General features: G+C 33.8%; 22 protein-coding genes. 13 read left to right on the top strand and 9 right to left on the bottom strand.

What is annotated here, in order from left to right:
- Window positions 1-27 precede the first annotated feature (27 nt).
- From arsM to ATO12_RS22585, 6 genes are all read right to left on the bottom strand, one after another.
- Entirely contained in the window at window positions 28-996 is a 969-nt protein-coding gene (arsM, locus tag ATO12_RS22610; RefSeq protein ID WP_034246997.1) for an arsenosugar biosynthesis arsenite methyltransferase ArsM, read from the bottom strand.
- A 98-nt stretch (window positions 997-1,094) separates the two neighbouring features.
- On the bottom strand, window positions 1,095-1,907 hold the full coding sequence (locus ATO12_RS22605; RefSeq protein ID WP_034246995.1) for a purine-nucleoside phosphorylase: 813 nt from the start codon (window positions 1,905-1,907) through the stop codon (window positions 1,095-1,097).
- Between the two features lie 6 nt (window positions 1,908-1,913).
- Window positions 1,914-2,519 (bottom strand): TIGR04282 family arsenosugar biosynthesis glycosyltransferase, encoded by a 606-nt coding sequence (locus tag ATO12_RS22600; RefSeq protein WP_034246993.1) that lies wholly within the window; start codon window positions 2,517-2,519, stop codon window positions 1,914-1,916.
- Entirely contained in the window at window positions 2,516-3,013 is a 498-nt protein-coding gene (locus ATO12_RS22595; protein ID WP_034247100.1) for a rhodanese-like domain-containing protein, read from the bottom strand. Before ATO12_RS22595 ends, ATO12_RS22600 begins: the two co-directional genes overlap by 4 nt.
- 18 nt (window positions 3,014-3,031) lie before the next feature.
- Entirely contained in the window at window positions 3,032-4,099 is a 1,068-nt protein-coding gene (arsS, locus tag ATO12_RS22590; protein WP_034246991.1) for an arsenosugar biosynthesis radical SAM (seleno)protein ArsS, read from the bottom strand.
- Window positions 4,100-4,232: 133 nt separating this feature from the next.
- Window positions 4,233-4,568 carry an arsenosugar biosynthesis-associated peroxidase-like protein gene (locus tag ATO12_RS22585; RefSeq protein WP_025742421.1) on the bottom strand — a complete coding sequence of 112 codons (336 nt, stop codon included), beginning with the start codon at window positions 4,566-4,568 and terminating at the stop codon, window positions 4,233-4,235.
- 281 nt (window positions 4,569-4,849) lie between these two features.
- On the opposite strand from ATO12_RS22585, the gene ATO12_RS22580 reads away from it, so the two are divergent.
- Window positions 4,850-5,860, top strand: coding sequence for a LacI family DNA-binding transcriptional regulator (locus ATO12_RS22580; RefSeq protein ID WP_034246989.1), 1,011 nt, complete (start codon window positions 4,850-4,852; stop codon window positions 5,858-5,860).
- 33 nt (window positions 5,861-5,893) lie between these two features.
- Window positions 5,894-7,597 carry a glycerol-3-phosphate dehydrogenase/oxidase gene (locus tag ATO12_RS22575; protein WP_240486170.1) on the top strand — a complete coding sequence of 568 codons (1,704 nt, stop codon included), beginning with the start codon at window positions 5,894-5,896 and terminating at the stop codon, window positions 7,595-7,597.
- 6 nt (window positions 7,598-7,603) lie between these two features.
- Here the strand turns inward: ATO12_RS22575 and ATO12_RS22570 are convergent, their stop codons facing one another.
- Together ATO12_RS22570 and ATO12_RS22565 are read right to left on the bottom strand one after the other, a co-directional pair.
- Window positions 7,604-8,485, bottom strand: coding sequence for a phosphatase PAP2 family protein (locus ATO12_RS22570; RefSeq protein ID WP_034246987.1), 882 nt, complete (start codon window positions 8,483-8,485; stop codon window positions 7,604-7,606).
- Window positions 8,486-8,586: 101 nt separating this feature from the next.
- Window positions 8,587-9,468, bottom strand: coding sequence for an AraC family transcriptional regulator (locus ATO12_RS22565; protein ID WP_034246986.1), 882 nt, complete (start codon window positions 9,466-9,468; stop codon window positions 8,587-8,589).
- Between the two features lie 98 nt (window positions 9,469-9,566).
- Between ATO12_RS22565 and ATO12_RS22560 the strand changes: the two genes are divergently transcribed.
- The 11 genes from ATO12_RS22560 (at window position 9,567) to ATO12_RS22510 (ending at window position 21,226) form a co-directional block, all read left to right on the top strand.
- Window positions 9,567-9,980, top strand: a complete 414-nt coding sequence (locus ATO12_RS22560; RefSeq protein WP_051576034.1) for a hypothetical protein — start codon at window positions 9,567-9,569, stop codon at window positions 9,978-9,980.
- A gap of 10 nt (window positions 9,981-9,990) precedes the next feature.
- Complete coding sequence (locus ATO12_RS22555) at window positions 9,991-10,815, top strand: helix-turn-helix domain-containing protein (protein WP_034246984.1); 825 nt, start codon at window positions 9,991-9,993, stop codon at window positions 10,813-10,815.
- Between the two features lie 101 nt (window positions 10,816-10,916).
- Entirely contained in the window at window positions 10,917-11,645 is a 729-nt protein-coding gene (locus ATO12_RS22550; protein WP_034246982.1) for an isochorismatase family protein, read from the top strand.
- Window positions 11,646-11,913: 268 nt separating this feature from the next.
- Window positions 11,914-12,933, top strand: a complete 1,020-nt coding sequence (locus ATO12_RS22545; RefSeq protein WP_165583439.1) for a helix-turn-helix domain-containing protein — start codon at window positions 11,914-11,916, stop codon at window positions 12,931-12,933.
- A gap of 81 nt (window positions 12,934-13,014) precedes the next feature.
- The gene (locus tag ATO12_RS22540; RefSeq protein WP_034246978.1) at window positions 13,015-15,423 is read left to right on the top strand and encodes a TonB-dependent receptor; all 2,409 of its coding nucleotides are present in this window, start codon (window positions 13,015-13,017) and stop codon (window positions 15,421-15,423) included.
- 5 nt (window positions 15,424-15,428) lie between these two features.
- Window positions 15,429-16,301 (top strand): DUF4249 family protein, encoded by an 873-nt coding sequence (locus ATO12_RS22535; RefSeq protein WP_034246976.1) that lies wholly within the window; start codon window positions 15,429-15,431, stop codon window positions 16,299-16,301.
- A 105-nt stretch (window positions 16,302-16,406) separates the two neighbouring features.
- Window positions 16,407-17,015 carry an alpha/beta hydrolase gene (locus ATO12_RS22530; protein WP_131248883.1) on the top strand — a complete coding sequence of 203 codons (609 nt, stop codon included), beginning with the start codon at window positions 16,407-16,409 and terminating at the stop codon, window positions 17,013-17,015.
- Window positions 17,016-17,021: 6 nt separating this feature from the next.
- Entirely contained in the window at window positions 17,022-17,897 is an 876-nt protein-coding gene (locus ATO12_RS22525) for a hypothetical protein (RefSeq protein ID WP_131248882.1), read from the top strand.
- Window positions 17,898-18,000: 103 nt separating this feature from the next.
- The gene (locus tag ATO12_RS22520) at window positions 18,001-19,173 is read left to right on the top strand and encodes a S41 family peptidase (protein ID WP_034246973.1); all 1,173 of its coding nucleotides are present in this window, start codon (window positions 18,001-18,003) and stop codon (window positions 19,171-19,173) included.
- Window positions 19,174-19,260: 87 nt separating this feature from the next.
- Complete coding sequence (locus ATO12_RS22515) at window positions 19,261-20,286, top strand: TolB family protein (RefSeq protein ID WP_034246971.1); 1,026 nt, start codon at window positions 19,261-19,263, stop codon at window positions 20,284-20,286.
- A 247-nt stretch (window positions 20,287-20,533) separates the two neighbouring features.
- Window positions 20,534-21,226: a dioxygenase family protein gene (locus tag ATO12_RS22510; RefSeq protein ID WP_034246969.1), complete on the top strand. Its 693-nt coding sequence runs from the start codon at window positions 20,534-20,536 to the stop codon at window positions 21,224-21,226.
- 160 nt (window positions 21,227-21,386) lie between these two features.
- On the opposite strand, the gene ATO12_RS22505 is transcribed toward ATO12_RS22510, so the two are convergent.
- Window positions 21,387-21,959: a hypothetical protein gene (locus ATO12_RS22505; protein ID WP_034246967.1), complete on the bottom strand. Its 573-nt coding sequence runs from the start codon at window positions 21,957-21,959 to the stop codon at window positions 21,387-21,389.
- Between the last annotated feature and the right edge of the window lie 106 nt (window positions 21,960-22,065).

Below are 22,065 nucleotides of genomic sequence, written 5' to 3'. Positions count from 1 at the left end.
CAGGTTATAGTTAATTAGCCCTCGCTTTTAACAGCATCCACCTCCATCATAATGGTAGGTAGATTCGCTAATAAATATATCATCTCTGTTTAAATCAGCTATAGCACCAGCCGTCTTATCGCATATTGCTATTGGTTGATTTTTTAGTAATACATGCCCTTTTTTATCATCAAAATAATCTTCATCACCATAGTATATAGCTGCTTTTCCTGTAAATACACAAGGGCCATCTTTTGGCATTGGATCTTTGATTGCTGCTACTTCTATAGATTCAATGTAGATCAATTCGTCGGTATCATAATGTTTTGGATCCAAAATTCTGTAAGGTTTACGCGCTCTAATTTCAATAGTACCAAAACCTACATCGGTTAGTGCTTTTACATATTCTGCAATAGGTAAACTTCCGCTTAAGCATAAAGCTCTTAATCGTTCATCGTTACGCAGGGTATCATTCATTGGTTGTTCGCAAGTAGGATCGCTCATAACCAATCTTCCATGTGGTTTTAATACACGATACATTTCTTCGATCGCTTTTCGAAGATCATCTGCCTTAAATATATTAAACAAACAATTTTGAGCAGCAACGTCGATACTATTATCTTCTACAGGAAGGTTAAGGGCATCACCATACCTTAGATCAACAAATTCACTTTTAAACCAGTCATTTTGAGCTTCGGCTTCTTCAAAATTCTTACGAGAAGCTTCTAACATTTCATTCACAACATCGATTCCTATAACACCACTTTTCTGACGAGAAAAATAAGAGAATTGTAATAATTCCATTCCGCCTCCCACACCAACATATAAGACTTTGGGAGAATTAGTTAAGTCACGTGCATTTACTGTACTACCACAACCATAATTCATTTCCTGCATAATTTTAGGAATCTTAAGTCCAGGTAGTTCCCAGATGGGATTAGTGGTACAGCATAAACCTACATCTGGAGTTAATGCTGCTTCTTTATACACATCGTGAGTGGTATTTAAGTAGCTCATATAGTATTTTTTGTCGTTTCCAATTAAGAAGGAAATATAAGTTATTTTGGGTTATAATTAGTTTTGTCGGAAAGTGAGGAAAAAACTTTCACTACTATTTATAATGATTTTATTAATTCTTTAAATAATAGGATCATTTCTGGCTCTGCTTTTCCTGCCATTTCAATAATTTCATCGATATTGATCGGTTTTAGATTGTCGGGATCACATTCGTCGGTAAGAACAGAAACAGCAGCTACAGACAGATCTAGATGATTAGCGACAATCACCTCGGGAACGGTACTCATTCCTACTGCATCGGCACCGATAATTTTAAGATAACGATACTCTGCACGAGTCTCGAGTTGAGGCCCCACTACAGAGGCATATACTCCTTTATGAAGATTGATGTTATTATCCTTCGCAATAGATTCTAATTTTGTATTTATATCTACATCATAAGGAGCACTCATATCTGTAAAACGACTTCCTAATTGTTCTACACCTTTAAAAGCCAGAGGTGAACCTCCTTGTAAATTAATATGATCATCGATAAGCATTAATTCTCCTTTTTTAAAGTTGAGATTAACAGCTCCAGAGGCATTAGAAACTAATAAGGTCTTGATTCCCAATTTATGCATGATACGAACCGGATAGGTCACATCCTGAAGCGAATATCCTTCATAAAGATGGAAACGTCCTTGCATGACAATTACATTTTTACCGCCTAGTTTTCCATAAATTAGTTTTCCTTTATGAAATTCTACAGTAGCTGTCGGGAAATTAGGAATATGATTATAGCTTACTTCTTTAATGACTTCTATTTCATTAATTAATTGTCCTAATCCTGTTCCTAGTATGATTCCTATTTCAGGATTTTCAAAGCCTTTTTTCTGAAGGAATTCTGTGGTTTCTTCGATGTATTTGATCATATTGTATTAGCTTAGAAATTTTTGAAAAACGGCAATGTCTTTAATGTCTTCATAATAATCAATATCATTGCGTTCTTCTAATAATTTTAGGTTTTTGTTTTGAATATTTTTTAATGTATCCTTAAGAACAGTTTCTGTTCCCCAGGTTTTATTTTTAAAAACTTGTGAATTTAAGGATTTCATTCCAAATAAGTAGTATCCTCCATCTTCTGCCGGACCAATTACATACTCATGAGATGCCAAAGCCAGAAATGCATTTTCAATATCTTTTTGAGTTAAATCATACATATCACTTCCGATAATGATAATGTTTTGATATCCATTGGCAAAACCTGCTGCAAAAGCATACTCCATTCGTTGTCCTAAATCATCACCTACCTGTTGTTTTTTGGTATAAACCTCGGGGTTCCAGGAGTCATTATCTCTTATTTTTACAGAATAATGAACTTCTTTATGAACATTTAGATTTTTAGTAATATCAACTGTATGTTGTAGCAGAAATTTATAGATATCCAAAGCTGCCTGGTCACCAATAGTGGCAGCTAGCCGGGTCTTGCATTTGCCCAACTCTGGATTTCGGGTAAAGATTAGAAGTAGATTTTTTTCTTTCAATTTGAGTAGATTTTTTTTCCTTTATATAGCCATTTACTCCATTCTTCAGAATAGGTATGGACTTCATCGGTTAATTCTTCATTAGAGTTTAGAATAGGGAGACCTCTATTTTTCCATTCAAAAATACCTCCATACAAATTATAAACATTGGTGTATCCAGCTTTTTTTAGCTGTTCTGAGATATCTTCTGATCGAATACCAATACTGCAATAGACAACTATAAATGAATCTTTTGGAATATGTTGTTTTGTAATAGAATCTATTTTGAAGTTATCATACCCAACATGAATAGCCTTTTTTAAATGACTAATCTGATATTCTTTTCGCTCTCTTGCATCCAGTACTAGCACTGTATCCTGAATAGTATTTAATGTCGAAACCGAAATATAAGGAATACTTTCGTTATTGTATAGATGTAATAATTCATCTAACGAATTCTGAGCACTAGCTATAACAGAGAGAAAGAATGATATTGAAAGTATAAAAATCTTCATTTTGGGTTTCAAGAAATATTAGGCCACTGTTCCCTGGCAACTACTTCCCGCTCCGGCTGTACATCCATAACAATGTTGTGAAATGATAATATTTCTGTCCTGAAGTAATTCTTCGTTATATTCACTTATATGTTTTACTTTACTGGCTACTTTAAGATCTAGCATCTGATTAAAATCACAATCATATAACCATCCGTCCCAACTTACAGAGATCGTATTAGTACACATTACATTTGCTACAGCAACCGGATTATATGCTTCTACCAATGCATACATATAATCTTCATAATTTTCTGAAGCGATTAGGTAATCCAAAAACCTACTAATCGGTAAATTGGTAATTGCAAAAAGATTATGAAATTGAATATTGAAATCTTCTAATAAGGCCTTTTTAAAATCTTTTTCCATAGATGCCTGATTTCCTGGCAAGAATGCTCCCGAAGGATTGTAGACCAAATCTAACCTTAAGCCACTATCGGGCATGCCATACCCTCTATCATTAAGCTCCTGAAGTGCTTTTATAGATTTGTCAAAAACACCATCCCCTCGTTGCTTATCTGTTTTCCCCCTGGTCCAGTGAGGCATAGAAGAGACTACATGTACATTATGTTTTTTGAAAAAATCAGGAAGGTCATAATATTTTTTATTCGCTCTAATAATCGTAAGGTTGCTACGTACAATAAAATCTTTGATTCCTGCTTTACTTGCTTCTTCAACAAACCATCTAAAATTAGGATTCATTTCGGGGGCTCCTCCTGTTAAATCCAAAGTATGAGCTCCGGTTTTTTTTATAACATCCAGGCATTGCTGCATGGTTTCCTTAGTCATGATTTCTTTACGATCAGGACCTGCATCTACATGACAATGTTCACAAACCTGATTGCACATATACCCTACATTAATTTGTAAAATTTCTAGCTTATTAGGGCGCAAAGTAGAATGACCAATTTCTGCAATTTTATCGGCAAACCGAGGGAGTTCTCCATTAGCAAAAATACCATTGTTCAGGATTTCTAATTGCCTCGTGGTATTTGCTAACTGATCATTTCGTTTATGTAAAGACTGTTTTTTTTTAACTTCTGACATCTTCTGTTCTTGGATTATACTTCTTTTGGGGCTATTCTAATTAGAACTGATCTTTTTTGATTTCACTTCCTTTAGCAGTATAATGTAGCATCATTGCCTTATAAAGTTTTCGTTCTAAGAAGGTCAAATTTACTTACATAGAAAGCTTTTCATATTTATTCATCATCTGCACTCCGTGAACCAAAGTGGCACCACTTTCTATCGCAGCACCGGCATGTACCGCCTCCATCATTTCTTCTTTTGTAATCCCTCGTTGTAGTCCGTCCTTGGTATAAGCATCGATACAATAAGGGCATTTTACAACATGAGAAACGGCAAGTGCAATTAATGATTTTTCTCTGGCACTTAATGCTCCTTCTTCAAAAACCTTACCGTAGTAATCAAAGAATTTAGTTCCTAATTCTTCACTCCACTCAGTGATTTTTCCAAATTTTCTTAAGTCGGCAGGGTCATAATATGTTTTTGACATATGGGATTATTTTTTTTGAGTTACAGACACGCAATATTATGTCGTTGATGGTATGTTATACTTACATAAGAAATTGTTTATTTCTTTAAAAAGTATGTGAATTCTTAAAGATATGTAAGATAAAAAACCCTAATTAATAAATGAACTATTTTTTTGGCAAAAATATAGGAATTACACTACAAACTCATCACTATATTAATATTACGTTAAGAAAAAAGCTTAATTTAGGCGTTGAAGTACGACAGTTCTTCTTCTAATACTATGAAGCCAAAATTGAAGCTATGAGGAAAAAAGTAACCCTAAAACAACTTGCCAGAGAATTAAATCTTTCTATTTCTACAGTTTCAAAATCGTTAAAAAACGACTCAGAGATTAGTCAAAAGACCATTACCAGAGTGCATGAACTTGCAGATTTTTATAATTATAAACCCAATGCACTGGCAGTTAGCTTAAAAAGTAATAAAACCAAGACGATAGGAGTAATATTACCCGAAATTCTCAATCATTTTTTTGCAAAAGTCCTTTACGGAATTGAACAGGAAGCTTCAGAAAATGGATATAAAATAGTGACCTGTATTACAAACGAATCGTATAAAAAAGAAGTAGAATATGTAGAGATGTTAAACTATAGTAGTGTTGATGGATTTATTGTTTCACTAAGTCAGGAAACGCAGGTTCTCAATAAATTCGACCATTTCAAAGAACTTAAAAGAGATAATGTACCGATTGTAATGTTTGATAGAGTTACAGAAGAGATCGATTGTGATAAAGTGATTGTTAATGATAAACAAGCTTCAAAAACAGCAGCGAAATATCTTATTGATACGGGTTGTAAAAAGATAGCCATAATTACAACAATCGGGGGTCTAAGTGTAGCTAATTTACGTTTAGAAGGAGCAAGAGAAGCCGTAGGTGTTAATGATCAGATATCTTTAATAGAATTGGTAGTAAAGGATTCTAATAATAATGAACAGGAAATAGAGAAATTTCTTAAAAATAATGATATTGATGCGGTTCTTGGGTTAGATGAAACGGCTGCCGCTATTACCATAAATATGTCGCATAAATTAGGATATAAAATCCCAGAAGATATTTCGGTTATAGGATTTACCGACGGATTATTGTCTAAGTATTCGTACCCAAAACTTACAACTGTTTCTCAACATGCCGAGGATTTAGGAGTAAAAGCTGCTCAGATTTTAGTGAATCAATTGGATGATTTTGTTGAGAATTACAAAACCAATACCGAAATCGTTAAGACGTCTTTAATTTTAAGAGATTCTACCCATTAAATATAAGTAGAGGTAAACATCTAAATAATTATAGTGAATAAAAATAAGCGTACAGCAAAAGAAGAAAGTCCGATTAGGTTTTCGGTTTTGGATCGCGATGCGCAGGTACAAAGTGCAAAAAATGAACTATATGATCTGGTTGTGATTGGTGGAGGAGTCACAGGGGCCGGAACCGCCTTAGATGCAGCTTCCAGAGGGTTAAAAGTTTGCCTGGTAGAGAAAAATGATTTTGCCTCTGGTACCAGTAATAAATCTACTAAACTTATTCATGGTGGGCTTAGATATCTAAAACAAATGGAAATCGGCCTGGTTAAAGAATCAGGAAGTGAACGGGCAATAGTACATAAATTAGCGCCACATTTGGTAATGCCAGAAAAGATGTTGCTTCCTATTATCGAAGGAGGAACATACGGTAAGTTTATGGCATCTGTAGGATTAAAAATCTATGATTTTTTGGCTAATGTAGAAGGTGACGACAAGCGAAAAATGCTTAGCGCACAAGAAACATTAAGTAAAGAACCTTTGCTTGGCGAAGAAGGACTTACAGGAGGAGGATACTATGCAGAATACAGGACAGATGATGCTCGACTTACTATAGAATTGCTAAAAAAAGCTGCTTCTTTTGGGGCTAATAGTATCAATTATTGCGAAATGACTTCTTTTAATTATGATGAAGAAGGTAAGATCAGAAGCCTTAAATGTATAGATCATAATACAAAGAAAAGTTTTTCAATTCGATCCAGAAGTTATATTTCTGCAGCAGGACCATGGGTAGACTTGCTACGAGAAAAAGATCACTCGATGGGTAGTAAGCATCTACATTTGACCAAAGGTGTACATCTTGTTTTTTCTAGAAATCGGTTTCCTCTTACACAATCTATCTACTTTGATGTGCCGGATGGTAGAATGATTTTTGCTATTCCCAGAGGAAGAGCAACTTATGTAGGAACCACAGATACCGATTATAATGCAAACCTTAATCGGGTAGTCGCTACAAAACAAGATGCAGACTATTTACTGAAAGCAGTAAATCATATGTTTCCTGGTCTAAAACTTACCAGAGATGATATTGAGTCGAATTGGGCGGGATTACGACCTTTAATTCATGAAGATGGCAAAGATCCTTCAGAATTGTCTAGAAAAGACGAAATATTTGTGTCAAAAACAGGCTTGATTTCTATAGCAGGAGGAAAACTTACCGGATATCGTAAAATGGCACAGCGGGTAATTGATACCGTACTTAAAACTTTGAGTGATAAAACAAGGGGAAAGTTTTCTGAATCACATACACAGAAAATACCACTTACCAGTACACCTCTTAAAGATACCGAAGAAGTACAAGCATACCAATATAATATTACTCAACAACTTAAAGCTTTAAAACTAGAGGATCCATATTATGGTTGGTACCTTACTTCGACTTATGGTAAACAAGCAGATATTATTATAGATAATATGAAGCGTTTTCCAAATGATGAAATAATAGAACGATTGATACGTGCAGAACTATGGTATTGTATTCACTACGAAATGACCAATGGCTTAGCGGATTTCTTTGTAAGAAGAACGGGGAGACTCTATTTCAATATAAATAGTGTTCATAAATATCGATTATTGATTCAAGGAGATATTGTTGAATATTTAAAATGGGATGAAATTCGTATCGAAACCGAAAATAGATACCTTGATTTATTATTACAAGATGCTACTACTTATTATGAAAAAGAATTTGAATAAAACGAGTTAAAATCTGCCAACAACACCTATCTGTCCAACGCCTACTCGTAAATTCCATCGGATTTTGTGTTTTTTAGAGCCAAAAGCATAACGCTTATCTTTCTTCAAATAATTATCAACACTGTCAACAATAAATACACTCATTACTATCCCAAGTGTAACATCGGTCAACCAATGTGCACCATCCCACAATCGTGAAACCGGAGTGACCAGGCCCAGAGCATAAATTCCACCCTTTACGAATAAGTTATCAAATTGTTTAGCAAACGCATGTGCTGTAGTAAACGCCAAAATTGCATGTCCCGAAGGAAAAGAATGATATCCAGCTTCATTAGACCAAAAACGAAAACTTAAGTTCCCCTCACCTTCTAAAGGTCGTGCACGACCTACAGCAGTTTTTCCTAATGTTTGAAGAAGCCCTCCCGCAGTTGCAGATGCGATAAGAAGAACGCCGGTTCGTCTAATTTTTTCATTTTTTGTAATAAGTCCTAAAGTATAAACGCTAGTCGTTAATCCATAGTTTAACAAGGGCTTTCCAAATCTAAAACCGGCTTCTTTTATAAGGTCGGGAACCCCATCGCCTTGTTTTCTGAAAACATCATTGGCAGGCTCGTCTACTGCCAAAAGAATGGCATTCCCGGCAATAACCCCACCAAAAGTTAACCAGTCTTTTCCTTTCCATCTTAATGGACCGGTATAAACATGTTTTACACCACCATATACAGACATACCATCATGCTTCATCATTTGCCAGGTGGTCATTTCAGACTTAGTTTCTAGTGTATCACCAACATTTTGAGAATCTTGCATGTCATGAGAATCCTGAGCATAAATAGAGAATGTAGAAGCTAATAAAATGCAGATTAGCAGTGGTTTAGTGTATTTCATAGTAGGGATTTGCTATGCAAAAATAGTAACTTATTCATAAATAAATCATACCACACGAAATATTTGAACAAAAAACAGAGATGTGATGCAAGAATAAAAATTTAAGCTTTTTTTAGATACATTTTTTGAAATTGAGAAGGAGACATGCCACTTCTTTGTTTAAATAATTTTGAAAAATGAGAATAATCATCATATCCCAGGTCCCAGGCGATCTCTGTTAAATTATTTTCTGAATATAAAATTTGTCGTTTAGCCTCAAGAATAACTCTTTCTAAAATAAGATCTGTTGTCGTTTTACCAATAGTCTCTTTGCATATTCGATTTAGGTGCTTTACACTTATATTCATTGATTCTGCATAGGCAATAGCAGATTTTTGCCTCTTATATTTTTCTTCTATCAATTGTTCAAACTTATGTAGTTTCATCGTGAGATTTTTAGAATTTACCAGGTCCTCAAAACTGTCCTTTAGAACAAGACGTGATAATTCTATATAGATGAGATCAATAAGATTAACTAGCTTCTGTTTTTTTAATAAAGCATTAGATCGAGATTCATTTAAAATAGAAATAAAAAGAGGCTCAATTAATGCTTGTGTTTTTTTATCAAGGTAGATACAAGGGGAGTTTTGATTTGAGAAAAAAAACGGAAAAATAGAAAGATTTTTGTTTCGCCCAATAGCTTCGTAAAACTCCTTAGAATGAAAAATAATATACCCTTTACCTTTGGTCGTAAATTTCCAGAAATGTGTCTGACCAGGTCTTAAAAGAAAAACACTTCCGGGTTTAATCTCATAGGACTCAAAATCAATTTCGTGAACTCCTGTTCCTTCAATAAATAAAACAGAAAGATAAAAATTATGCTTATGCGGATGAGATATAATATCTCGATTATTTAATAGATGAGTTGCAAAGTCATTTGCATAAAAATTTTCAACACTCCCGGTATCGCGAAATTGCGTAATATCTAAAATAGGAAGATTCATAAATATAATAAATGTCTTAATTATACAAATAAAAGTGTAAATAATAAAATATGAAAACTTCAAAATGTCCATATTTTGCAATAAAAAGAATAGTTTTTATGAAAACCGTGATAAATATCCTAAAGGGAAAATGTTCAAAGTGTGAAGAAGGAGATATTTTTATTAAAAAAAGAGGAGTGTTTGCATTGAAATTGCCTAAAATGAATGAGAAATGCCCACATTGTAATCATAAATTTTTGATTGAACCTGGTTACTTTTATGGAGCAATGTATGTGAGTTATGGTTTAACCGTTGCCGAAGGGATTATAATTTATTTGTTAAGTAGTTTTTTTATAACAAAACCAGTCCATTTTTTTATTATTTTATCTGTGAGTGCTGTATTGTTGAGTACTACGAATTATAAATATGCCAGAATATTTTGGATATATTTGTTTACCAGAAAAGCACAACATGCATCAGAACTAACTAATTCATTTATTAGAGAAGGTACAAAAGAAACAGAATTACCATAACTTGCTTTATATGATATTTTTAGGAAACATAAAGGAGTATCTTCAATTAGAGACCATCAATAATCAAAATAGTAAAATAATAAATGAAACTATAGAAAGTAGTTTGACTATTTTATGGTTTGAATCTGATCACAACGAACTCATAATTGATGGAAAGAAGCATGCATTCTCTAAGAATGAAATTGTTTTCTTAACAGAATTTCATAAGGTAGAAATCAATAATATTGACTGTATTCGGTTTTTAAGATTTAATAGACCTTTCTATTGTATTCTTGATCACGATACCGAGGTAGGTTGTAAAGGTATTTTATTCTTTGGGGCATCGCAATTACCAATCATTCAAATTCCAGACAAAGAATTAGACAAATTTGAGACGTTATGGAAAATGTTTACTATAGAGATGCAATCTAATGATAGTTTGCAAATAGAGATGTTGCAAATGATGCTTAAAAGATATTTGATTCTTTGTGCCAGAATATATAAGTCAAAAGAGAATTATCCCAATGAAAAAGCAGATTCTGATATTATAAGAGAGTTTAATTTTTTGGTAGAACAACATTTCAAGACAAAGCATCACGTATCCGAGTATGCCGAGTTATTATTTAAGTCTCCAAAGACATTGTCTAATATTTTTTCAAAGATGGGATCCAAAACTCCTCTGCAATATATACAGGATCGTAAAATGCTTGAAGCAAGAAGACTTTTGCATTACACAAATATGCAGATCAAAGAAATCGCTTACGAAATTGGGTATGAAGATGTACAGGCATTTAGTAGATTTTTTAAAAACCAGGAAGGGATTTCTCCTTCAGAATTCAAAGAAAAGGTAAGCTAGGAAAAATTGCCAACACTTCGGGAATAGTTACCTAACAAAGACTTGCTTCTCTGCACCATCTTTGCATTGTCAAATTAAGTATTAATCTAAAGAATAAGACAATGAAAAAAATAATAATACTAGTAACGTTAATCATATCAGGTTTAACAAGTGTATATGCACAATTACCGGATCCAGGATTTACTGTAGATCAAAATACAGCCATTGTAATTACAGATCCCCAAAACGATTTTTTAAGCCCTAACGGTGTAACCTGGGGAGTAGTAGGAGAAAGTGTTACCGCAAATAATACAGTTGATAATATCGAAGCATTATTTAAAGTAGCACAACAAAAAAACATTACTGTTTTTGTTTCTCCGCATTATTATTATCCTCATGATCATACCTGGGAAATAGAAGGAGCACTAGAAGCATTAATGCATAAAATCAATATGTTTGATAGAAAAGATGCATTATCTACAGAAGGTTTTGAAGGTTCTGGAGCAGATTGGTTAGATAAGTACAAAAAGTATATTAAAAAAGATAATGTTATTGTCACAAGTCCTCACAAAGTATATGGGCCAGAATCTAATGATTTGGCATTGCAATTACGCAAACATGGGTATAGTAAAGTGATATTGGCAGGTATGTCTGCGAACCTGTGTACAGAATCACACATGAGAGATCTTGTAGAATCAGGTTTTGATGTAGCTGTAGTAAAAGATGCAACGGCAGGAGCTATTTTACCCGGTTTAAATGCCTATGAAGCAGCGGTGGTAAATTTTCAGATGATCGCTAGTCATGTTTTTACAACCAAAGACATTGTTAAAGAAATCAATAGTTATAAATAGTAAACTATTTGGATTACAAAAAATGTGAAATGTGATTATTTCATAATTGAGGATTGATTTTTTTATGATAGAAACCCTTGCGAGTAATTATTCGTAAGGGTTTATTATTTAAAAATGAATTTTAATAGTAGAAAACAAAAGGGGATTCTTTAAAATCTTATTAAATAATTCTTACTTTGTATCTATGGTTATAGACTTATCTTTTTTCTCAATTTTAGAGCTTCTTTCATTTTCTGGGGCTCTAATGTTGGGCCTTCTCTTTTTTACTATGAAGTCTGCTAATAAAAAAGCTAATATTTTTTTAGGACTATTTCTTTGGATTTTTTCATTAGGTATTTTTGTCGATTTATTGGATTATGAAATAGAAGAAGGTGTGCTACTTGATCGTATTCTTTTTCTTATTCCTTTATGTATTGCCCCGCTTTTATACATGTATACCTATCAAACGATAAATAGACCTTATCTAAAAATGTTGAAGTATGTGTTTATACCTTTGTTTATAGTCTATTTGATTATTCTATTTGTTATGAACTCTGAAGAAATGATTTGGGGTATCGATTTAATGGAATATGCAATTGAGATTGTATTATATGTATTGATTTTGAAAAAATTGCAAGAACTTAAATCAGAATTAAATAATTTCTATTCAGAATTAGAAAATAAGAGACTATCCTGGATAAAGACCATCATTTATATTAGCCTCGCATTTATTGTATTTGATTTTGTAGAAGGTTTTATAGGTTTTGAAGAAGAAATGGTAGAACCATATCTTGATTCGATTTCGATAATACTTTCTTTTATAATGGTGTATTGGATTGCCCACAATGGGTTTTCTCAGTCAGAGATATTTAAAGCATCTCTTTTTACCCATGATTCGCAAGATCTGCCATCAGAACCATTCGAAATACATACGATTACTATAAATGAAACTAGCGTTGAAGATCAAAAACGATTTGAAGAGGTTAAGAGTACAATCGAAAAAGAAAAATTGTATGCAAATTCTGAATTAAATTTGCGAACACTCTCCGAATCTCTTCAGATAAAAGAAAAAGAACTCTCCAGACTTATAAATATTCATGCTGAAACTAATTTTTATCATTTTATAAATGGTTTTCGGGTTACCGAATTCAAAAGATTAGTACAAACCCCAATGGCTCAGCAGTTATCGATTTTAGGGATAGCTCAGGAAGCAGGGTTTTCTTCTAAATCAACATTTTACAATACCTTCAAGACTATAGAAGGGATGACTCCTAAGCAGTATGAACTATCGCTAAAAAAGTCCGAATAGAAGCAGCTGGACTTGTTGGGTGAAACTATGCCTGGATAGGGGCGTTATTTTGTATGTACCTAATTTTTATACATACAATTTATGAAACACCTATTTTTAATTTTTACTTTTTTTTCTGCCTCTTATACGCTACTGGCACAATCTTATAGCATCAGTGGATCTATTAAAGATAGTACTACAGGAGAAACATTATTGGGAGCTACGATCTATGATAAGCAATCAGGAAAAGGAGCGGTAACTAATGAATATGGATTCTTTTCTTTAACCCTTAGAGAGGGAGAGCATACATTGATTATTTCTTATCTGGGATATGAGGATATAATTCAAAATATTGATCTAACAGAAAGTAAAAAAATAAACATCGAATTAAAGCCGGTCAGCAATAATTTAGATGAAGTTATTATCACTACTAATACAAATAACAAAAGTCAGACAGGAAACATTATTGCCGGCTCTATAAACCTGAAACCTCAGGATATAAAAAAACTACCTGCTTTGCTAGGAGAGCCAGATGTAACCAGAGCTATGCTTACACAAGCAGGAGTGTCTTCTGTAGGAGAAGGAACGTCTGGTTTTAATGTAAGAGGAGGTAATATTGATCAAAATTTGATTCTTCTGGATGAAGCCCCCATTTATAATTCTTCACATGTTTGGGGGTTCTTTTCCATTTTTAACTCAGATGCGATAAAAGATATGAAATTATACAAAGGAGGAATCCCTGCAAGGTATGGCGGTAGAGCTTCTTCGGTATTAGATATTAGACAGCGTGAAGGAAGTAATAAACAGTTTAAAGGAGAAGGAGGATTGGGGCTTTTATTTTCCAGATTAACCCTCGAAGGCCCTATTAAAAAGGATAAACTAAGTTATTTGGTCTCTGGTAGGCGTTCTTATTTTGATTTAGCATTTCCGCTTATAAAAAGTTTAAAAGGAAACAAAGTGTATTTCTATGATCTAAATGCTAAACTCTCCTGGGATATCAATGAAAAAAACAAACTATTCGCTTCTGGATATTTTGGAGCCGATGTGATGAAACTAAAATTTGATGATACCGATGAGGATCAACAAAACACACAGCAAAATACTAATGAGAGTATAAATTTCTCATGGAAAAACAGTACAGCTACAATACGATGGAATCATATTTTTTCTGAAAGATTATTTATGAACTTGTCAGGAGTCTTCAGTCGCTATAATTACTCATTATCATCAGAAAATAGTAGTGGAGGGCCCGCCGGATCGGCTAGTAATTTCACCTGGAAATCGGCCGTAGAAAATTGGATACTTAAACCCGATTTTACATTCTTTCAGAATACAGAGACCAAAATTCGTTTTGGAGTTAATAGTACATTATATCGTTTTACTCCTGCAAAGATTACAGGAAACGATACTTCTATAAATACAGTAAACTTTGGTACAGAAAAAGGCCTGGAAATAGCACCTTATGTGTCTTACGAAAAGAAGTTAAATAAGTTTTCTGCAAATATAGGTTTGCGATACTCCTGGTTCGGAAACTTAGGACCGAAAAAAGTATCCTTTTATGATGCGCAGGTACCACAAACTGTAAGTAGTATTACAGGATCACGTAGTTATAAAAGTAATGAGGTGATTAAAAATTACCATGGTTTTGAGCCTCGATTAGCACTTAAGTATGATCTTAATAATAGAAAAGCTATAAAATTGGGATACAACAGGATGTTTCAATACATACACCTGATTTCGAATAGCTACTCTACACTACCTTTTGATATATGGAAACCAGCAGGATATCATATAAAACCATTAGAGGTGAACCAGATTTCTGCTGGATATGCTTATGATACTCCTAACAGAAAATATAATTTTTCTGTAGAAGGATATTACAAAACCTTTAAGAACCTGGTAGAATATAAAAATGGAGCAGATCTGTTTTTGAATGAAAATTTAGAAACTCAACTATTAACCGCAAAGGGATATTCATACGGCTTAGAATTAAGTGGATATAAAACAAAAGGAAAGTTAACAGGAAATGCTAATTACACGTATTCGGTAACTAAAAGAAAGACTACAAGTTCATTTAATTCAGAGAATATTAATAGTGGAAATTATTATCCTTCTAATTACGATCGTCCTCATATTTTTAATATTACTTCTAATTATGCATTGTCTAAAAAATGGAGTGTTGGAGCCTTTTTTACTTATCAAACAGGTAGGCCAACAACTTATGCGACAGGCAAGTTCGAAGTGGGGGGAAACCAATTTTTTACCTACTCAGATAGGAATGCATTTCGCTTAAAACCTACACATAGATTAGATATTTCTTTTACATATACGCCTAAAAAGAAAGCAAACAGAAGGTGGAGTGGTAATTGGGTGTTCGGTGTGTATAATGTATACAGTCATAAAAACCCATTCTCGGTGTATTCTTCTGTGAGAAATAATCAATTAAAAACATTTCAATATTCTGTAATCGGTGCACCGGTACCTTTTATAACCTATAATTTTAAATTTTAAGTAAGATGAAAAGTATATATATAAAAATAATAACAGGTAGTTTGCTTATCTTTTGTATTATCAGTTGTACCAAAGAAATAAGTCTTGATGTTACTCATGAACCTCAGACTATCATTTTTGGATCTATTTCTAACGAGACTGTTCCGGTTTCGATACGTATCCAACAATCGGTTCCTTTGCAGGATTCGTCATCTTCAAAACCTGTAAATGATGCTTCAGTATCGTTATATGCAAAAGATACTTCGGGGAATACCAATTTAATTACAAATGATTTTGCGATTAATCAAGGGATTTATACTTCAACTCAATCTATTTCAACTATAATAGGTTATTCGTATTGGATAGAGGTGCGACTAACCGATGGAACTTTATTTAAATCAAAAGAAGAGCTGTTAAAACCTGTTGTTCTTATTAAGAATACAGGCATTAAAAATGGAGATGTTTTAGAGATAGAGTTTAGTGACCCAGGTGATGATACCAACTTTTATAAGTTTACTGTAGAGTTATTTAATGAAGGGCAATTAGTTTCATCTAATACATCGCAATCTAATGATGTAGTATTTAATGGCAAAGAAAGCGCATCTGTAGAAGTTGATCTGTTTCGATTGCAGGATGATGATGAGGATATTACAGTTCTTTATGATGAAATAAAAGTTACTTTTTGTAATATCAATTTTAGTTCGTATCAGTTTTATTTAAACCAAAGCCTACAATTAGAGGCAAATGATAGTGAAAGCTCTGGAGACCCAAGCCAATTGTTTGCAACTCCCCCTGTAAATCTCTTAGGAAATATTACAAACTCAAGCTCGAATACAGTGGTGCTAGGCAATTTTACTGTGAATTCATTGAGTACTGTAAATCAACCAGTCAGTAATTAAAAAGTCCGGATAGAAGCATTCGGACTTGTTCTGTGGCATAACTTTTAGGGTTTAGCGTCATTTAGATGTTGTAGATATAAACCATAAAATTTTAAAATTATGAAAATGAAAAGAAATCAACTTATTATCCTGTTTTTAATCTCTGTAAGCCTTTTGGCGTGTAGTAATGATGATGATAACAGTGGAGCTGTGTCTCAAAGCGATTTCGGAATCTTTAAATCAATTAATGAAACAACAGCAGAAATGAACGGTACGATTACAAGCGCTACCCCTGCTCATTTTAATAATCTACTTGCAAAGTATCCCAAATTAAAAAGAATCAATATGTTGGATTGTCCTGGTTCTGAGGATGATGATGCTAATTTGATTGTCTCCAAAAAAATGCATGATAGTGGTATAGAATTTCATTTATCTGCACGTTCTGTCATTGCCTCTGGAGCAGTAGATATGTATGTAGGAGGGGTAAAAAGAACGCGCGAACAAGGAAGTCGTATCGGAGTACATTCCTGGGGGGCTGATCCCGGGCAACCAATCGCTACTTCATACCCCGTTGGTCACGCCGTGCATTTACCATATATCAACTATTACAAATCGGTAGGGTTTACACAGAAAGAAGCCGAGGATTTTTATTATTTCACAATAAATGCGGCTCCTGCAGAAAGGGTTCACTGGATGACTGAAGAAGAAATAACCCGATATAAATTAACAAAATAACAAAGTATGAAAAATCATTTTAGAATAGTAAATATGATAGTAGTAGTCTGTACCATTTTAAATTGTGTAGCCTGCTCAAATGATGATGATATTGTAACAGTACCAACAACAGGAACGATTAATTCTGGAAATGACCCAAATTTTAAAATTGTAGAAAATACAGATACAGGTTTTGGTGCATTCAATAGAAAAGTTATGGTTTTTGATATTCCAATTTATGCTGTAGCTGCAGTAGAAGATGTTAAATTATTACATGCTGCTAATTTAATGGCTCAGTATCTAGATAATGACGAAGATGGTTCGATTGATAATACAACGATTCACAATTCGATGAAATCTAACAAAGCTTTTTTGTTTATGTGGAAAACAGAAGCCGATAGAGATAGTTTTAACCCTCCTGCGGGATTTGAAGTTGGGCAGGACTTAGGAGCAGATGAGACCGTACCGGCATGGCATACAAATGGGCATACGGGATCATTTGATGCTGCTTTAGAAGAAGTATGGCATATTGTTACTAATGGAGGACATGAAAGAGCCTATCCTGGGGTTTTTAGCTCTCAATCTGGATCAGAAATCAGTAAAGCAATGGATGTTGCCCGTGGAGGAAACTTTCAATCTCCGCCGGCTAGCTATCCTGCCAGTGCCTGGTATACTTATGATGATACTACCTGTAATTATAATTGCCAGGTTGGCGAATATTTATATTGGGTAATGAGTTCTATGCTTGGAGCGCAAGAAAACAGATTAAGTGAAATTGATAATGAGTGGAGGTTAAACACCAGGGCCAAAGTAGAAGCAACTGATACAAAGGCCTGGGCAATATTTACAAATCCTGCCTATAAAATGCCGTCAAAATTGCCAGATGGTACGTATAAAAGGTAATACATGAAATTAACCGAATACATCTGGTTTTTGATTATACCCCATATAAATTGAAATGCCTAAAAGATGTGTTCGGTTTTTAAACTACTAAAAGAAAATAACGATGAAGAATATATTTAGATTATCGCTATTAGGTTTTTTGTTGGTGTTGATTATTGCTTCTTGTAGTAAAGATGATGATGCAACAATACCGGATAGTAATAGCACTTTAATAGAACAACAAAAGGTATTTAAAGAATTTTGGGAGATCTATGATAGACATTATCCTTTAATGCACAGAAAGAATATAGACTGGCAGAATGTATACGATACATATTACCCAAAAATCACTAGCACAACTTCCGACAATCAGTTGTTTGGGATTTTTGAAACGATAATGGGTACTATTGTCAAAGATGGGCATAGTAGTTTAACTTTTAATGCCAATCAAGAAGCAGGGTTTGAACCAGAATTTGATAGGAATATTCAAAATATGATCCAAAACAATACTGCTGGTAAAGTAAGTATTGTCTCGAGCACTGCCAATAATCCATATTTGTCGTACGGTACTATAACCAGTGATTCTAATATTGGATATATCAATTCCAAAAATTTTGAACCAGTACGTGAAAATGATAGCGAGTTTAATAATTTTAAAACTATTGTCGACGAGGCATTAACAGCACTGAAAAATAAAACAGGGATTATTATAGACCTTCGTACTAATGGAGGTGGGCAAGGGCCATTTGCATATTATTTGGCTGGTAGATTTTTTGCAAACAATACCCCGATAGAATTGATACGACAACGTATAAAAATAGCTACAGGAAGTACTGTTGCTTCCCTTGGTGAATGGGCAACAAAGGAGTTCGAAGGGTATCCCGATGCCAGAGTAGAAGGAGGCTTTGTAGCAGGAGTTTCTCCTGAAGATAATACCGTTGTAGCTTCAGGACCATTTCAATTTACCAAAAAAGTTGCAGTGCTAACTTCAAAAGGAACGGCAAGTGCAGCAGAGTATTTTACAGCTGCAATGAAAACCCAATCTCATACCAGAACAATAGGAAATACAACTTTTGGGATCTTTGCCGGGAGTGACATTTTTACCTTAACTAATGGAGGAGGAAAATGGAAAACTCAGGTTTCAATTCATGATGTAGAAGTTAAATACAACAATACATTTCAATCCTTTGAAGGCATTGGGATAAGCCCTGATATATTATCTATACCCACCAATGCCCAAGTTGCAGCAGGAGATGATATTCATATAGCAGAGGCAATACATTATATTAAGAATTAATAGAATGTTGTGGATCGCTTTCTATGATTTAGAGATTATGATTCTAGCAATAACAAAAAAATAAGCAAAATGAAAAACAAAGTTTTAATGAAAAGTATAATTGCTATAGCAAGTTTTACTTTTTTTCTTTCCTGCGAAGCAGATGATACCCCAGATACAATAACAACCACAACGAAACCAACCAGTACCATTTTACAGGAAGTAAAAAAAGATCTTAATGGATATAAAATAGCCTTTGGTGATACTAGGAATATATATATGATGGATCCAGATGGTTCTAATGTGGTAGAATTAGCAGATGCCAGTCCTGTATCGGGTTATGTCTCGTGGAGTCCAGACGCCAAACACGTATATTTTGCAAGTGCAAAAGGACCAGCAGGAAGTGCTTGGGAAGCTTTTAGAGTAAATGTAAAAACAAAAGAGGTGTCTAAAATATCAAACTTTGGTTTGGATGTAAGATCCCTGGGGGTTTCTCCTGACGGAAAAACATTAGCAATCTCTGTAATGACAGGTAATTCTAATATTGATGGCAACAACGATAATTTGACCAAATTTTCTACTAATTTGTATACTATCCCAATGGCTACGGTAGAGTCAAAAATTAATTCAGGAACTCAAATAGTAATAAGTGATCTGACGGCTATTCAAAGTTCACCCAATGAAGATCAATTTTGGTACGAAGAGTTGAGCTGGAATCACGATGCAGCTAACCCTGTGCTGGCATATACCAAAACCTGGCGTTATGATGAGGATGAGGTGTCTTATACGCATGCTTATACGATTAAACCAGATGGAAGTTCTAATACATTGATTTCTGAAAATAAAGATCAGCCAATCTGGAGTATTGATAATAAGAAATTATCTTTTCTGGATTTAAGTTATTACAGTTTTTCTGATAGTAGTATAAAACAAATTACTGTCTCAGGCATTTCTAAAGAAGTTTCAGGAGGTTCACTATCACCAAAAGGAGGTGCTTATATCGTTTTTGAAATTGGTGATGAAAATAGAAAAGGAGGTATTGCTAAAACCACTGAAGCTTCTAATATAGGATTTCAATTACAGACTTCTGTAGATGTATATGAACCTAGATGGTCACCAATACCCTTTAATTAGACAAAAGGTAATTTTTTAAGAATTAAGGAAAAGTTAAAAAATAGGGTAGAATAAACTTTAGTTGTTGTTTATATATAACATTTTGTAACATCCATGTGTATTTCAGTCTTTTGAGAGAGTAGATAGTAGTATGAGGTGTTATTCATAGTAAATGTTGTACTAGAAAATACAGATTAATAAAGTGTTGTGGGGCGTTTCTATATTGTAGTAATGTAATTACGCCCCTGCAACCACAAATTATGATATTATGGATAGAAAGAAATTTTTAAAAAATGGAATGGCAGGAATAGGCTCTATTATAGCAATTCCGACGTTAATAACATCTTGTAATAAAGATGATGATGCAGGAGGCGTAGTAGATGCAGGGTCATGTGTTGTCTCTCCGGTAGAAACAGCAGGGCCGTTTCCGATAAAAACACCAGCAGATTTGGTGAAAGAAAATATAATTGGTGATCGTACGGGAATTCCTCTAAAAATAATCATACAGGTGCAAAATGTAAATGATAATTGTAAACCATTAACAGGAGCATTTGTAGATATCTGGCAATGTGATGCAAAGGGGAATTACTCTGAATATTCTGGTCAGTTAGATGGAGATTTTACAAATCAAAAATTTTTAAGAGGAAGGCAAACTACAGATACCAGTGGTAATGCTTCGTTCATAAGTATATATCCTGGATGGTACCCAGGCAGAGCTCCTCATCTTCACTTAGAAATTTTAAAATCATCAGGACAATCATTACTTATTACTCAAGTTGCTTTTCCCGAAGATATTTCTAAAGCAGTCTATGCTACTACAAATTATAAAGGCGATTTTGATACTTCAAATGCTCAGGATGGTATATTTTCTGGTGATATTAATCGCAGTATAGCGAATTCTGTAACAGGAAATATAACCGATGGATATGTCCTTACCGAGACTATAAAAGTATCGGGGTAAATCTAGAATGTTAGACTTTTGACTTATGTAATAAAAACAAAAAACCCAAACACCTGTTCGGGTTTTTCGTGGTGTAACTCCTTCAGATAAATATCAACATATATTTTACTCACAAACTCAAAATGATTTTAGAAGGCACCTTTTCTTATAAATTATATTCTTAATACACCCAGCCGGTTACACCTTCATATTTGTATCCGGCATTAACACCTTCAGAATAATTTTTGGTATACAGGTGATCAGAATGTTGAGTATTGTAAAAGCGATATAGCTTTTTTCTTCCGTTACCAGGCTTTTTGTGTATTAAAACAAGTCGGGAAACATCTTTCCATCCTTTACTAATTAAAGTCAAAATTTCGGTAGGGCTAGTTGTTAAAACGAAGTCTATTTTTCTTGGGTGTAACAAAAAGTATAGCTCGTTATACGTATTAAAATCGATTTCTTGGCGAGATCTGGCTACGTCAGTCCTAAAAGAAACCCCTTCTCTGCGTCCTATTCCAATACCTTGACCTCCTTGTGTTCTATAGGTATGAAGAGATGCAGATCCCCCACTATAATATCGATATACGTTTTGAGAACTTAAAGCTCTTGATTTGGTGTTGTTATTGTTTTCAGTCGTATTAGAAACTTGCTCTATAGGTAACTCTTCATTGTCTGATTCACAAGAAGTCAATACTAAGCATATTACAAAAGTTAAATTTAAAATTGAAACTAAGAATTTGGTTTTTTTCATGGTTTTAAGAGTTTTAAAAGTTGGTATTTGATGAAATTCGTTTTTAAGATTGGTATGTGTTTTATTCTGTAGAATTCAAAAATATGATGATAAGTGTATGAAATAC

Origin of the sequence: Aquimarina atlantica (genome assembly GCF_000626715.1) — a bacterium.
In the GTDB taxonomy this organism is placed as follows: Bacteria; Bacteroidota; Bacteroidia; order Flavobacteriales; family Flavobacteriaceae; genus Aquimarina; species Aquimarina atlantica.
This window is presented reverse-complemented; position numbering and strand designations above follow the sequence as displayed.

Coding starts and splice junctions, on each gene's coding strand:
- arsM (WP_034246997.1), bottom strand. CDS start 996: ATGAGCTACTTAAATACCACTCACGATGTGTATAAAGAAGCAGCATTA.
- ATO12_RS22605 (WP_034246995.1), bottom strand. CDS start 1,907: ATGATCAAATACATCGAAGAAACCACAGAATTCCTTCAGAAAAAAGGC.
- ATO12_RS22595 (WP_034247100.1), bottom strand. CDS start 3,013: ATGAAGATTTTTATACTTTCAATATCATTCTTTCTCTCTGTTATAGCT.
- arsS (WP_034246991.1), bottom strand. CDS start 4,099: ATGTCAGAAGTTAAAAAAAAACAGTCTTTACATAAACGAAATGATCAG.
- ATO12_RS22585 (WP_025742421.1), bottom strand. CDS start 4,568: ATGTCAAAAACATATTATGACCCTGCCGACTTAAGAAAATTTGGAAAA.
- ATO12_RS22580 (WP_034246989.1), top strand. CDS start 4,850: ATGAGGAAAAAAGTAACCCTAAAACAACTTGCCAGAGAATTAAATCTT.
- ATO12_RS22570 (WP_034246987.1), bottom strand. CDS start 8,485: ATGAAATACACTAAACCACTGCTAATCTGCATTTTATTAGCTTCTACA.
- ATO12_RS22565 (WP_034246986.1), bottom strand. CDS start 9,468: ATGAATCTTCCTATTTTAGATATTACGCAATTTCGCGATACCGGGAGT.
- ATO12_RS22560 (WP_051576034.1), top strand. CDS start 9,567: ATGAAAACCGTGATAAATATCCTAAAGGGAAAATGTTCAAAGTGTGAA.
- ATO12_RS22555 (WP_034246984.1), top strand. CDS start 9,991: ATGATATTTTTAGGAAACATAAAGGAGTATCTTCAATTAGAGACCATC.
- ATO12_RS22550 (WP_034246982.1), top strand. CDS start 10,917: ATGAAAAAAATAATAATACTAGTAACGTTAATCATATCAGGTTTAACA.
- ATO12_RS22545 (WP_165583439.1), top strand. CDS start 11,914: ATGAAGTCTGCTAATAAAAAAGCTAATATTTTTTTAGGACTATTTCTT.
- ATO12_RS22540 (WP_034246978.1), top strand. CDS start 13,015: ATGAAACACCTATTTTTAATTTTTACTTTTTTTTCTGCCTCTTATACG.
- ATO12_RS22535 (WP_034246976.1), top strand. CDS start 15,429: ATGAAAAGTATATATATAAAAATAATAACAGGTAGTTTGCTTATCTTT.
- ATO12_RS22530 (WP_131248883.1), top strand. CDS start 16,407: ATGAAAAGAAATCAACTTATTATCCTGTTTTTAATCTCTGTAAGCCTT.
- ATO12_RS22525 (WP_131248882.1), top strand. CDS start 17,022: ATGAAAAATCATTTTAGAATAGTAAATATGATAGTAGTAGTCTGTACC.
- ATO12_RS22520 (WP_034246973.1), top strand. CDS start 18,001: ATGAAGAATATATTTAGATTATCGCTATTAGGTTTTTTGTTGGTGTTG.
- ATO12_RS22515 (WP_034246971.1), top strand. CDS start 19,261: ATGAAAAGTATAATTGCTATAGCAAGTTTTACTTTTTTTCTTTCCTGC.
- ATO12_RS22510 (WP_034246969.1), top strand. CDS start 20,534: ATGGATAGAAAGAAATTTTTAAAAAATGGAATGGCAGGAATAGGCTCT.
- ATO12_RS22505 (WP_034246967.1), bottom strand. CDS start 21,959: ATGAAAAAAACCAAATTCTTAGTTTCAATTTTAAATTTAACTTTTGTA.